General features: G+C 58.0%; 13 protein-coding genes. All 13 read left to right on the top strand.

The genetic code is table 11. From position 1 onward, the window contains the following. The first annotated feature begins 19 nt into the window (after window positions 1–19). Window positions 20–1,183 (top strand): phage protease, encoded by a 1,164-nt coding sequence (locus tag AB0H71_RS28915; RefSeq protein WP_357027085.1) that lies wholly within the window; start codon window positions 20–22, stop codon window positions 1,181–1,183. An 11-nt stretch (window positions 1,184–1,194) separates the two neighbouring features. Next, entirely contained in the window at window positions 1,195–1,584 is a 390-nt protein-coding gene (locus tag AB0H71_RS28910) for a capsid cement protein (RefSeq protein ID WP_357027083.1), read from the top strand. 27 nt (window positions 1,585–1,611) lie between these two features. Next, window positions 1,612–2,508, top strand: coding sequence for a Mu-like prophage major head subunit gpT family protein (locus tag AB0H71_RS28905; protein ID WP_357027081.1), 897 nt, complete (start codon window positions 1,612–1,614; stop codon window positions 2,506–2,508). An 11-nt stretch (window positions 2,509–2,519) separates the two neighbouring features. Then, complete coding sequence (locus AB0H71_RS28900; protein ID WP_357027079.1) at window positions 2,520–2,933, top strand: hypothetical protein; 414 nt, start codon at window positions 2,520–2,522, stop codon at window positions 2,931–2,933. 92 nt (window positions 2,934–3,025) lie between these two features. Beyond that, on the top strand, window positions 3,026–5,149 hold the full coding sequence (locus AB0H71_RS28895; RefSeq protein ID WP_357027077.1) for a glycosyl hydrolase family 28-related protein: 2,124 nt from the start codon (window positions 3,026–3,028) through the stop codon (window positions 5,147–5,149). Window positions 5,150–5,292: 143 nt separating this feature from the next. Beyond that, window positions 5,293–6,192, top strand: coding sequence for a phage protein Gp36 family protein (locus tag AB0H71_RS28890; RefSeq protein ID WP_357027075.1), 900 nt, complete (start codon window positions 5,293–5,295; stop codon window positions 6,190–6,192). Next, the gene (locus AB0H71_RS28885; RefSeq protein ID WP_357027073.1) at window positions 6,192–6,665 is read left to right on the top strand and encodes a hypothetical protein; all 474 of its coding nucleotides are present in this window, start codon (window positions 6,192–6,194) and stop codon (window positions 6,663–6,665) included. Before AB0H71_RS28890 ends, AB0H71_RS28885 begins: the two co-directional genes overlap by 1 nt. Then, window positions 6,662–7,156: a hypothetical protein gene (locus AB0H71_RS28880; RefSeq protein WP_357027071.1), complete on the top strand. Its 495-nt coding sequence runs from the start codon at window positions 6,662–6,664 to the stop codon at window positions 7,154–7,156. The genes AB0H71_RS28885 and AB0H71_RS28880 overlap by 4 nt, the downstream gene beginning before the upstream one ends. Before the next feature lie 32 nt (window positions 7,157–7,188). Next, window positions 7,189–7,386: a hypothetical protein gene (locus AB0H71_RS28875; protein WP_357027069.1), complete on the top strand. Its 198-nt coding sequence runs from the start codon at window positions 7,189–7,191 to the stop codon at window positions 7,384–7,386. Further along, a complete protein-coding gene (locus AB0H71_RS28870) occupies window positions 7,367–8,542 on the top strand; it encodes a hypothetical protein (protein ID WP_357027067.1) in 1,176 nt (391 codons plus the stop codon). Before AB0H71_RS28875 ends, AB0H71_RS28870 begins: the two co-directional genes overlap by 20 nt. Before the next feature lie 7 nt (window positions 8,543–8,549). After that, window positions 8,550–8,891 carry a hypothetical protein gene (locus tag AB0H71_RS28865; RefSeq protein ID WP_357027065.1) on the top strand — a complete coding sequence of 114 codons (342 nt, stop codon included), beginning with the start codon at window positions 8,550–8,552 and terminating at the stop codon, window positions 8,889–8,891. Between the two features lie 195 nt (window positions 8,892–9,086). Continuing rightward, entirely contained in the window at window positions 9,087–11,432 is a 2,346-nt protein-coding gene (locus AB0H71_RS28860) for a phage tail tape measure protein (RefSeq protein WP_357027063.1), read from the top strand. Further along, complete coding sequence (locus tag AB0H71_RS28855) at window positions 11,429–12,289, top strand: hypothetical protein (RefSeq protein ID WP_357027061.1); 861 nt, start codon at window positions 11,429–11,431, stop codon at window positions 12,287–12,289. Before AB0H71_RS28860 ends, AB0H71_RS28855 begins: the two co-directional genes overlap by 4 nt. The last annotated feature ends 1 nt before the right edge of the window (window position 12,290 follow it).

Below are 12,290 nucleotides of genomic sequence, written 5' to 3'. Positions count from 1 at the left end.
GCAAGATATTGAAGATTAGATGAGTGAAGCGCTTGCCAATAAATCTATAGTCACCTATCAAAAGATAGCGATGAACGGCAATGAATTGCCGAAGACTATGGAGGTGGCTCGAGCGGGTAGCTGGAAGACTCCGAGGCATGGCGACTTCGATTTGACCTTGCAAGACTTGGATGAAGCCGTCGACAACTTCAACGCTGGTGTGCATCGAGTGCAGGGGATCGAGCCGTTAGCGGGGACGCTCGATCATCTCGGAGGGAACTCGCCTGCCGCCTACCGCATCACGGGTCTCAAGCGTGTTGAGGATTCCCTCATAGCGGATATCGCCTGGACGAAGTTGGGCGAAGAGAAGATTGAACGGGACGAGTACAGGTATGTGTCGTTCGAGTTCAACCCGCGAACTATGCCGTATATCAACCCCGAAGATCGTGACGACATTAGGACAAACGTCCTGACGGGCGGCACGCTCACGAACGATCCACTATTTAAGAAACTGAAGCCTGTGTTGGCGTCTGCCCGGACAGGTCGAGGTGATAACCATAAAGGAGAAGAGTCTATGGATTTGGCGGCAATACGCGCTAAGCAAGTGAAAGATCTGACCGAGGAAGAAAGGAAGTTTCTCAGTGATCATAAAGCGGATCTGACCGAGGAAGAGCGCAAAGCGTTTGGCCTTGAGGATGCCGAGACTGAAGAGCAGAAAAAATCTCGCGAGGAGGCCGAGGCGAAAGCTGCCGCTGACGAAGCTGCGAGGAAAGCGGCCGAGGAAGCAGAGGCCAAGAAGAATTTGGAAGCCTCCGCTGGCATCAAGGGGACAGTCACTATCACTCAAGAAGAGCTCGAACAACTGAAGGCTGGCGCTGCGGCTGGTGTTGCAGCCAAGACGGAACTACTCCGAACTCAACTGGCTGCATCGGTTAAGACTCACGTCGACCGCGGCGCTATCAAGTCGGACATGGCTGTCGAAGCGGTCGAGATCCTGATGGCTTCGAGCGAAGCGCAGCGTACTCGCATAGGGAAATTCCTGGAGTCGTTGAACGGCAATAGTTTGCTTGCCGGCGCTCGTGGAAGTGGAGCGGATGCTAAAGAAGACTTCTCGCTAACTGAAGCCGAGAAGCAATACGCCGAGGCGTTTGGCCTGAAGGCTGAAGATATTGAAGCGCATAAAAAGGCGAAGGCCGGAAACTAGGAAAGGATTTTATGGCAGATATAACCACCAAACGTGATGATGCTCGACAAGAGGGCATACTTATCGACGTGAAGCTTGCAGCGAGCGTTATTCTCTATGCGGGCACGCTTGTCAGCGCTAACAGCTCCGGTCTTGCTAAGAAGGGTAGCGATACCTCGGGTGAGATTCTCCTAGGCGTTGCGATGGAAACCGTCGACTCCACTAAGAAATCTTATATCCGCGTCTGGCGCGAGGGAGTATTTGACTTCGACTGTAGCGGCGCTGATCAGACATGGGTCGGTCAGAACGTCTACATCGTCGACAATCACACGGTCGCGCTAGCTGCGACTACTACTAACGATGTTCTCGTTGGTCGTGTTATTGGGTTCAACTCCGCAACCAGCGTAAGGATTAAAATTTAAGGTCGGTACAGGAAGGAAAACTGAATAATGACCGTTATATCAAACGATATTCTGCAAGGGCTCGACAACACTATCAACGTCGCCTGGCAGAATCGCTTCAAGGACACTCCAACCGCCGATCTCTGGAAGCAGATCGCGCAACCCGTCAACAGTCAGCATGCGAGTGAGAACTATGCCTGGTTAGGTGCCGTACCTGGCCTCCGTGAATTCAAGTCTGAGCGTGTCCCCGGCACACTTTCTGGCTACAGCTACTCGATCACCAACAAGAAGTACGAGTCAACGCTGGACGTCGATCGCGATATCATCGAGGACGACAACACTGGCCAGATCATGCAGGCAGTGAATACTCTGGCAACAAAAGCCGCGAAGGCGTACACCAAGGGCGTCACCGCTGCATTCCTCGCTGGATTTAGCACCGCCATTTTCGACGGCAGCAACTTCTTCGATGCCGGGCACAGCCTCGGTAGCAACTACGAGGGCACGAGCAAAGACATCACCGGCGCGAACGTCGACGCGATGGAGCTTAAGCTGGCTGGCCAGAAAGACGACCGCGGCGACTACCTCGGCTACAGCGGTACTCACCTCATCGTTGGTCCTGCGCTCAAGGCTGCCGCACTGAACTTCGTGAATGCCCGCACTATCGTGAGCGGGGGCGCAGCAGTGGATAACCCGTACTACAAGCGGTACGAAGTCGTTGTTCTGCCTGACCTCGGGATCACAGATAAGCACTGGGCGCTCGCCGATCTCAACGAAGGGCTGCTGCCTTTTGTTGTTCAGATCCGTACAGCTATCACCCTGGTGTCTAAGACCGACCTCAATAGTGACCGTGCGTTCGACAAGGATATCTTCACTTGGGGTACTCGCGCCCGGCATGCGTTCGGCTACGGCAATCACCAACTAATCGTCGGCGCTGTTGCGTCATAGGAGGGCCTAGTATGACGACTTATCGAGTGAACATAGTGAAAGCCTTCCCTGAAGGGATCAATGCCCGTTCCCGCTTCCGATCAGGCATCGAGGTGCTCGCTGACGGCGGGTATGAAGGAGAGCTGACTCCAGAGCAGCTGAAGGCGATCAAGGCGGACGAATACCTTGAAGTAGTCCCGGCGACCGAGGCCGCCGCCTCGGCTGGCGACGTCAAGACAGACGCGCTACTCGCTGAGGCTAAAGAAGAAGCGAAGGCTATCGTCGCCCAGGCCAAGCAGAAAGCCAGTGCTATTGTCCGTGACGCGGAAGCTGAAGCGAAGGACAAGGTCAAGGCTGCCGAGGTGGAAGCCAAAGAGATCACGAACGCGGCCAAGGAAGCTGCTAAGACTCCGCCCGTCCAGAACGGCAACCAGGCGAACAAGTAGCGCTCACATCCACCACAGCACGCAGGACACCCGAGCGGGTGTCCTTTCGTATATCTAGGCAGATTCATCGGGTTGTGCTTAATTAGAAGTAGATGGAATTTGATAACCACCGCAATCTCGCCGTAGCAACCGTTGCCTCCGCACCGGAGCCGGCCACGAGTGGTCAAACGCTCACCTTGCAGACAGATGAGGGCACGCTCTTCGACGAGCGGATGCCGGTGACGATCTGCCCGCCGAACGTGCTGCCTACCGACGCCAACGCCGAGATCGGCTACCTCACCGCGGTTGATGGCGACGAGCTGACCTTCGACCGGGCGCAGGAGGGATCGGAGGCGAAGGCAATCCGCGTGGGGTGGAAGGTGTATGGCTCGATCACTGCCAAGACTTTCGAGGATATCGAGCAGACTGTAATGAATGCGGTTGCAGCGCTTGCTACCAAAGAGCCAGCGATCCCTGCGGGCACTGCGGAGCAGTATTTTCGGGGCGACAAAACCCTCGGGTCATTCGGTAGGTCCAATGTCTACAGCCCTGCAACATTTGTCGTCGCTCCCGCGAACTCAGGCTTCAAGGCGGACTATTACACAGACGGAACCGCCGATGAGGTACAGATCAACCAGGCACTCGTAGCGGCGGCGGCGCAACCTACCGGTGGTGTCGTGCGGCTGAAGGCGGGCACCTACACGATTAGTGCCCCGGTGAAGCCGCTCAACAATACGAAGCTCCAGGGCGACGGCATGACGTCCACTATTATCAAGGGCGCTGGAAGCGACTTCACCGCTCTGGATAACCGAGATGGAACGACGCTCAACCCGACTCACGACGTCGAGATCTGCGACCTTAAGATTGATATGGACGCGGTCACGGTGGTGTCTGCGGACCCGATCGACGTCAAGTGCATCTTCATTACCTGCGTCCTGCGGTTCTTCGTACACGGGGTTTGGCTCTACGGCTCACCTGGGACAGGCTTGGGTACGGACTTCTTGGTCGACACGATTTTTGATCGCTGTCTTGTCGAGAAGTGCGGCAAGGCGGGCCTTGCGGGCACTAACCAACGCCTAATCGGCTGCAATGGATTTGGCATCGGCTCGGGGCGCTACGATAACGAGAGCTGGATAGTCTCCAACTGCATCGCTAAAAACATCGGCAATAATGGTTTCTTGCTGGAGAACTTGAACAGCAACAAGGATTCACTTAATAACCAGTTCGTCAACTGCATTGCGTACGAATGTGGTATCGCTGGATTCAATGTTACTGGGGTTAGTCAGGTCATCGCATCCAACTGCATCGCCTACAAGAACTACGAGCATGGCTTTTTCATCAACAGTGATGATGCAGGCTCCACCACCAACCCTAAGCGTGTCCTGCTCAACAACTGTATCAGCTCGCACAACGGTACCTCGGGTCAGAATAGTGGGGATGGCTTCTATATTGTCGACTTCTTTACCGCTGGCAATCGCCTCAAGAACATCACCCTTATGGGCTGCATCAGTTTCGCCAACTCAAACCACGGCATCAGGGTGCGTGATGCCAAGGGGATTATTATCAGCGGGTGCAGGTCGGAGGGGAACCGCAATCAGGGAATCATTCTCGACAGCACAAAGTCCACCAACCCTGTGACGGACATATCCATCACAGGCTGTCACGTGCTGAATAACAGCAACCCCGCTCTTGGCTCGACGACCGACCATGACGGCATCTTAATTCAGATCCCTACGAATGGTGGTGCTATCGCAAACGTAGTAATCGCAAATAATCGCTGCTACGACGACCAGGCAGTGAAGACGCAGAGGTTCGGGATCAACATCTCGGCATCGGCCTCTATTGCTGATATCACCGTGCTAGGAAACGATCTCACCGGCAATAAAGATACAAACCCGCTCTTCATTGGTTCATCGACGGGCAAAGTGATCGTCTCTAACAATCTAGGCGTTAGCGAAACGGTAGTCCGAACCGGGACTACAACTGTAGGCAGAACCGAGAGCGTAATCCTCTACAACAACACTAGCCCGGTCACTGCCACGCTACCGGATGCCACTAAGGTGCCTCCGCAGCGCCGCGTCACGATCAAGGACTATCGCGGCTCTGCGGCGACGAACAATATCACGGTCGCCACGATGAACTCCCAGACGATAGATGGAGTCGCCACAAAAACTATCAACGCCAACTATGGCAGCCTGTCGTTCATATCCGACGGCTCTAACTGGTTCGTTGTCTGATGCTTGGTGCGATGTCATTCGCAACGTCGGCATTTGGCTCTAACGCTAGCTTGCTGCTACTGCTCGGGCGAGCTGGGATGCGCGGCTCGATATTGACGACGAATTCAAAAACGTCGATACTTAGGAGCGTATAGAGGCAGATTATGAGCACGACACTGAATATCGAATCCTTCAGCCGGGTGAACCTCCACGAGCAGGGCTCGCTCAAGGCGGGTGCCAACGCCGGGGATGATCAGGTCGTCCTGGTGAGCACCGAAGGTTTCACCGCGGGCGACATCATCTACCTCGGCGTGTTGAGCCGTGACGGCTGCGAGAAGGCCGTGGTGCAGTCCGTAGACAGCGAGACGGGTATCAGCTTGGTTGAGCCGCTCGGCTTGTCTCACGGGCTCTCAGAGCCCGTGACGTCGGTACTTGGAGACCGCATCCGGATCTACCGGGCACCGAACGTTGATGGCAGCGTTCCGGCGGACATCGCTTTCACCGCCTTGAACACGCGCTCTATCGACCCAGATCAGCAGTCGACGTACTTCACCGACAGCTCGGGCGACGCAAACTACTGGTACAAGGCCACCTACTACAACGAGGCCACCACCGAGGAGACCGAGCTGGCCGCTGCTGTGCCGGTCCGCGGTGACGACTTCGGGCACTACGCCAGTCTCACCGAGATCCGCAGAGATGCCGGTCTGCTTAACGCGCACAACCTCAGCGACGTGACCGTAGACCAGAAGCGGCGCCAGGCCGAGGCGGCGATCAACACCGCCCTCGGCAGCCGGTACACCGTGCCGTTCAAACCGGTGCCTGACTTCATCCATGAGCTGACGGTTCAGTTGGCAGCTGGCCTCCTGATGGAGCACGAGTTCGGCGAGTACTCGAAGACTGCCGCCAAGAAGCTCAAAGATGCACGCGCACAGCTCGACTCGCTGCGTGACGGGGGTGAAACGCTGACCGATGGCGAAGGTAACTCGCTCACCGCCGGAAGTGGCGTCTCCTCGTATCCCGACTCCGATGCGCCGCGGGCATTCACGATGGGGCAGAGGTTCTGATGGCGAACAAGATGACGTTGGACCTGGAGGTAGATGGGGCGAAGCCGATCGTCCAGATGCTCGCGTTGATCGGCGGCGATCTTCATGACCTACGTGGCGCGATGCAGGACATCGGGAGGGCTGGCAAGCCGTTCTTCAGCGGCCAGGTGTTCGCCTCGCGCGGCGGCGTCGTCGGCGAACGCTGGGCAAGGCTCAGCCCGGCCTACGCGCGTTGGAAGGCTCGGGCTTACCCTGGCCGGCCACCGCTCGTCCGCAGCGGCGTCATGCAGCGGTCGTTCTTCTACAGGACGACCTCCATGAGCGTGACCTTCGGCAACCACGCCCCCTACTTCGGCTACCACCAGTCAAGCGCAGAGCGTCGCAAGATCCCGCGCCGCGTGATGCTCAAGTTGACGAACCAGTTCCACGACGACGTGGTGCGGATAATCGCTCAGGGGCTCGCTCGCCGGATCGCCGCTAGGAGCCGAGGATGAGCTTCAAGCAGCCCGCCACCGCGCTCTATGACTTCCTTCGCGAGTCCTACTCGAAGGGGCCGTTCGCCGCCTTCTACGAGGGCGATCCCGGCTTGATCGCCAACTCCAACCTGCCGTGCCTGGTGGTGGAGAAGCTGCGTGATCAATCCACCGCTGGCCCAACCGGGTTCCAGCGGGTCACCGAGACGCTGCGGGTCAAGGTGGTTATGAACAAGCAGGACGACTGGACCGGGCAACACGAGCTGGTCGACACCACCGAGAAGAAGATCCGCGACATCGTCGAGGACCGCGATCCCGAGACCGGGCGCTACCTGCCCAACACGCTCAAGCACGCCCTCATCCACCGCTTCGAGGTGAACGGCCAGGGCATCAACGACGACATGACCTTCGAGCTGGGCGTAGACCTTCGCCCGGAAGACACCATCACGGAAGAGGGGCATCTGACTATCTCGGTTACTCACTTAGTGGCGAACCCGCAAAGAAACACTTGACGCAATATCGCAAGTAGCAGATATTAGAAGTAATGAGCAAGTATCTATACGAGAACGGTACCGATAGCGATCTGATCGTAGTTGGAGTGGGCCTCGTCAAGGTAGGGGAGCAGATCAAATCTGATCACATCATCGAAGCTCCCGGACTTACTCCCGTGAAGAATAAGCGGTCAAAAGAGAGCGACAATCAACTAGAAGAGGAAGAGGGTGATGCAGCAAGGCGAGCTTAGCAGTAATAATGGCTACTTAGCGCTTAAGCCGGAGGTTAACGAAGGCGTGCCGGTTATCCCGGACACGTTCGTACCTCTCTACGGCGAAAACCTCACGTCAAATATGAACCCGTCCACCGATACGGCTATCTTCGGGAACAAGGCCGCTCGACTCACGGTCACTCCCGGCACTCGATCGCATCCGGGCGAACTCACCGTCATGGCCGAGCCCAACACGACTGAGCACTTCTTCAACATGCTGCTGACCGGTGGTAGCAAGACTGGCTCCGGTCCGTACACCCGCCCGTTCACGGCCAGCTTCGCCAAGCCGCGCAGCTATACCGTCGACATCTCCAGCGGCAACCAGGTGTTCCGGTACATGGGCGTCCAAGCCAGCGAGATCTCGCCTGATTGGTCGGACAAGCGGCTCCGCTGGAAGCTCAAGGTCGCGGCTCTCAAGTCCTTCCTTGGCGCTGAAATAGCCAGTATCAGCACCGCCACCGTCACGCTGAAGACCCCGCTTGGTTACCCGCGCCCTACTGAGGGCTTGGTTGTGGGAGACCTCGTGGCGATCGTTGCTGACGCCGCGGGCGCCCGTCAAAACCTGGTCATTCAATCTCTGACCGACACCACCGTCACCTTTACGACCACACCGACCGGCGTTCTAGCCAACGACATGCTGATCCTGCGACCGGTAACGAACCCAGTGCTCAACCTGCTCACTGAATTCATGTGGGGCCGAACCGAGTTCCGTATCGCTGCCGACGCTGCGACCGCACTCAACGCGACGCACACACCGATGGAAGAAGGCACCGAGTTCACGATCAGCCATCCGTTCGATGACGACAACGGCGCGCAGTCAAGCGGCTCGTTCGATCCGTCCAGGCTGGTCCGCGGCAAGACAGTGGACTACACCTTCAAGGCGAAGAAGTTCTTCTATAATCCGGATGAGGTACGCAACTTCAAGGCGATGACTAAGAAAGCTCTCGTCATTCGCCTATTCAGCGACTCCGGCTACGAATGCCGCATCACCTTCAACGAAATGATTCTCGTGGCTGGAGCGAAGCCGCTTATCAAAGATCAAGAGACCGAGTACTACGAGCTTGAGTATATCGGCAAGTACAGCCAGGCCGACGGCCAGATGCTCGATGTGAAGGTCATAAATAACGTAGCTTAGGGGGTGTATGCCGAAACTATCTGAACAAGAACTGAAAGAGTTTGAGCTACCAACTCATACGGCCGAAGAGCCATCCAAGGCTACTCTGAACCTGCGCGTTACCGGTGACAACGTCTTTGCCGCTAAAGAGATGTCAGAGGGTGGCGGCACCTTCTATCTTTTGGCGCACCACATGACCAGGTGGGACTACACAGACGCTAACGGCATGGCCGTTCCTATCACTCCTGAAAACGTCGCGAAGATGGACCTTCGTGACCTACAGTTCCTGTCTGCCATCTTGCGCGCACGGATTGAGCAGGCGCTCGAAAATGCGGCCCAGGCGGTGTCGCTCGATGAAAAAAAATCCTGATTAAGTACTACTCCGCTCTGCGAGCTGGAAAAGAGTACGAGGGCTCACTGCCGGATAGGTTCAGAGGGCACTTATGGCGTCGCCTGATGGGGCAGTCATATCAGAGTATGTTGGATACTCCTATTGACGTAATCTGCGCAGACCTTGAATATATAAACATAGAGCAGGCGATGATGCCTGTCGAGTAACAGATGTATGCCCCAAGTTAGTGCCAGCGATCTCACCCTAACCATCAAAGCCGTAGACCAGGCTTCTGCCATTCTGCGCAAAGTCAACGGCGCCATAGACACCACCACCGAGTCGGCTGGCAAGTTCGGAGACTCTCTTACCCGAATCAGGGATGTAGCCCTTGGTGTTTATCTGCCTCAGCTAGGTGCGAGGATTCTTAGCGCTGGCGCTCAGATCATCACCGCCGCCGGAGACTTCGAGCAGGGCATGAATGTCTTCCAAGGGATCTCTGGTGCCACTGCCACCGAGATGGAGCGCGTTGGGAAGAAGGCTCAGGAGCTAGGCAACGACATCACCCTTCCTGGTGTCAGCGCCAAGACAGCTGCCGATGCCATGACGGAGCTCGCCAAGGCGGGCTTATCGGTCAACGAGACGATGGCCGCCTCGAAGGGCGTCCTGGCGCTTGCGAAGGCCGGCCAGTTGCAGACGGCAGATGCGGCCACGATCACCGCGAATGCCTTGTTGGCCTTCAACTTGAGCGGAAGCGAAGCCTCGCGAGTGGCCGACCTTTTGGCCGCCGCCGCCAACGCATCGAGCGCTGACGTCTCGGACATGGGCATGGCGCTCCAACAGTCAGCGGCAGTCGCTGCGCAGACGAAGCGGCCCGTCGAAGACCTGACCGCCCAGATCGCGCTCATGGCCAACGCCGGAATCAAGGGCTCGGACGCCGGTACGAGCTTGAAGACGATGATGAGCGTTCTCTCCGCCCCTACCGATGTCGCTCGCGCCGCGTTGAACGAATTAGGAGTCTCCGTCTACGACACGGGCGGAAAAATGAAGACCACCCGCGATCTGATCCTCCAGTTCACCCAAGGACTCAAGAACAAGACGGACGCTCAGAAGAACGATCTCCTTCATACGGTATTCGGCTCCGATGCTATTCGTGCCGCGAGCATCGTTATTGGCGGCGGCGTCAAGAAGTACGATGAGATGACGACCGCAGTAACGAAAGCCGGTGCAGCTCAGAAGTTAGCGGCCTCCTATTCGCAGGGATGGAACGGCATCATCCAATCCGTCGGAAACACTCTTGAGACTGTCTCGTTGAGAATCGGGCTCAAGTTGCTGCCCACCCTTAACCGGGTTGGCAGCGTGTTCGCTAATGAGCTTGGGCCGACCCTGGACGGAGTTCTCAGCACGGCGGGACGCATCAGTCGAGAAGTCGGCAGCTACCTTGCGCCGGGCCTCGGCCGTCTCGCCGCAGCGGTCAAGCAGCAGGTGATCCCTACGCTGACCATACTCAATGAATCTGTCATCAAGCCGCTGGCGACGGTGATCGGCGGGACGCTCGTTATTGGCATTGGACTGCTCGTAGACGCCCTGACGTTCCTCTCCAGCACGGCCCGGCCGTTAACGGCCACGCTCCTCGGAGTCGGAGCCGCACTCGCCGCGCTCAAGTTCGGACAGCTCGTCATGGGCGTCTACGCTTTCGCTGTAGCGCTGGACGTGGCAGCTATCGCGAGCCGCGGCATGGCGGTCGCCCTCGCCCTGTTGAACATCAATCCAATTGTGCTCGCTGCGTCTGCTCTTATCGGTGCGTTCACGATGCTGGCAGCGTTGCAGGGACCGTTCGCTATGGCGAGCAACAATACTAAGGCGGCTATCGAACGCCACAAGTCCGCGCAGGATGCGCTGAACAACTCGATGCGGGAAGCGAAAGCAGCTCAGGACGCCTTGAAGGGAGCGCTCCTCGATCAGGAGGGCGCGAGCATCCGCGTGGAGCAAGCGCAGCGGAATCTTGAGCGAGCGGTTCGCGACTTCGGCCCAAAGTCACTAGAGGCACGCCAGGCGTCGTACGACCTCAAGCAGGCGCAGCAAGCCCTCGGTGATGCGACGCAGCGCGTGGCCGAAAAGACGGATGAGGTGAAGCGAAAGCAGGAAGAGGTAGTGGCCCGGAAGGATCAGGTTAAGAAGGCGGCAGCTGAGATGCGTGACGCCGCCAATGAATCCGCTGGTGGGTTCCGGAATCTCGCGAACACCATGCAGGATGTCGTCAACCGGCAGCAGACCATCAAAGCCGGTACAGCCAATGGCTCCAGCTCGCCGCTCACCCTAGACAAGATGGGTATCAAGCTCCCCGGCCATGCCCGTGGCACCAACTACGCACCGGGCGGCCTGACGATCGTCGGTGAGGAGGGGCCGGAGCTGGTCAACCTGCCCCGCGGTTCGCGGGTTACTCCGGCCGCCCAAACGCGGCAAGTGCTCGGCGCCAGCCAGCCTGCGCAGATCAACGTCACCCAGATCATCAACAGCAAGGTCGACTACATGCAGGGCATGGCCGAGCTGGGCTTCATGCTGCGCGGAGCTGCGCGGTGAAGGACTTCGCTATCGGCACGCTGCCCTTCATGAGCAACGGCGTCGCGTCCTCGGGCTACATCCTTCAGACTCCAGTCGAAGGGCTGGACGGCCCGGACATCAGGACGACGGCGTTCTCCCGGCCCGGCGCTGACGGCATGATCGTCTCGAATCAACTCTACGACGGCCGCACGCTGAAGCTGGTGGGCAAGGTGCTCGGCACCTCATTCGAGGAGTTCGAGGCCAACCGGCGCGCTCTCATTGCCGCTGTGGCCATCCAGCGCGACAGCAACGGCTACCCGGTACCGGTGCGGGTTTCGTTCACCACGATGGCCGGTGCCAGCTTCTACGTCGACGTCCACTTCGGAAAGCCAATCATGGACTGGCAGAACCCCGTTGACGGCGACTTCATGTTGGTAGGCACCGCCCCCAGCCCGTTCATCTTCGGCGCGACGCCTGTCGTCTCGGGCAACATCAGCCGGCCAACCGGCGGCGGCTACGCGGTGCCGATGGCAGTGCCCTACATCTCGATGGCATCCACCGGAGGGGTCGTCGACTTGAACAACGTCGGCAACGCCACGGCCATGCCAATCATCACGCTCACCGGCAACCTGACTCATCCGATCCTCACCAACCGCACAACAGGGGAGCGGTTGGAGCTCGACTACACCGTGCCGAGCGGCAGCGAGGTAGTCATCGACATGGCAGAGCCGAGCATCTTGCTGGACGACTCGCTCTCCCTTATCGCGGCCAAGACCAACAGCTCAGATTGGTGGGGTCTTGAACCCGGAATTAACAGCATCGCGCTCGACACGGCCAGCGCCTCGGACGGAGGCTATGCCTCGCTCAGCTTTAATCCGCCCTATACGGGGGTCTAGT

It is taken from the genome of Nocardia sp. NPDC050697 (assembly GCF_040654395.1).
Taxonomy (GTDB): domain Bacteria; phylum Actinomycetota; class Actinomycetes; order Mycobacteriales; family Mycobacteriaceae; genus Nocardia.
The sequence above is the reverse complement of the archived record's forward strand: the minus strand, read 5'-3'. Positions and strand labels throughout refer to the sequence as shown.

Excerpts from the sequence above, each read along its gene's own strand:
- AB0H71_RS28915 (WP_357027085.1), top strand. The coding sequence starts at position 20 with ATGAGTGAAGCGCTTGCCAATAAATCTATAGTCACCTATCAAAAGATA.
- AB0H71_RS28910 (WP_357027083.1), top strand. The coding sequence starts at position 1,195 with ATGGCAGATATAACCACCAAACGTGATGATGCTCGACAAGAGGGCATA.
- AB0H71_RS28905 (WP_357027081.1), top strand. The coding sequence starts at position 1,612 with ATGACCGTTATATCAAACGATATTCTGCAAGGGCTCGACAACACTATC.
- AB0H71_RS28900 (WP_357027079.1), top strand. The coding sequence starts at position 2,520 with ATGACGACTTATCGAGTGAACATAGTGAAAGCCTTCCCTGAAGGGATC.
- AB0H71_RS28895 (WP_357027077.1), top strand. The coding sequence starts at position 3,026 with ATGGAATTTGATAACCACCGCAATCTCGCCGTAGCAACCGTTGCCTCC.
- AB0H71_RS28890 (WP_357027075.1), top strand. The coding sequence starts at position 5,293 with ATGAGCACGACACTGAATATCGAATCCTTCAGCCGGGTGAACCTCCAC.
- AB0H71_RS28885 (WP_357027073.1), top strand. The coding sequence starts at position 6,192 with ATGGCGAACAAGATGACGTTGGACCTGGAGGTAGATGGGGCGAAGCCG.
- AB0H71_RS28880 (WP_357027071.1), top strand. The coding sequence starts at position 6,662 with ATGAGCTTCAAGCAGCCCGCCACCGCGCTCTATGACTTCCTTCGCGAG.
- AB0H71_RS28875 (WP_357027069.1), top strand. The coding sequence starts at position 7,189 with ATGAGCAAGTATCTATACGAGAACGGTACCGATAGCGATCTGATCGTA.
- AB0H71_RS28870 (WP_357027067.1), top strand. The coding sequence starts at position 7,367 with ATGCAGCAAGGCGAGCTTAGCAGTAATAATGGCTACTTAGCGCTTAAG.
- AB0H71_RS28865 (WP_357027065.1), top strand. The coding sequence starts at position 8,550 with ATGCCGAAACTATCTGAACAAGAACTGAAAGAGTTTGAGCTACCAACT.
- AB0H71_RS28860 (WP_357027063.1), top strand. The coding sequence starts at position 9,087 with ATGCCCCAAGTTAGTGCCAGCGATCTCACCCTAACCATCAAAGCCGTA.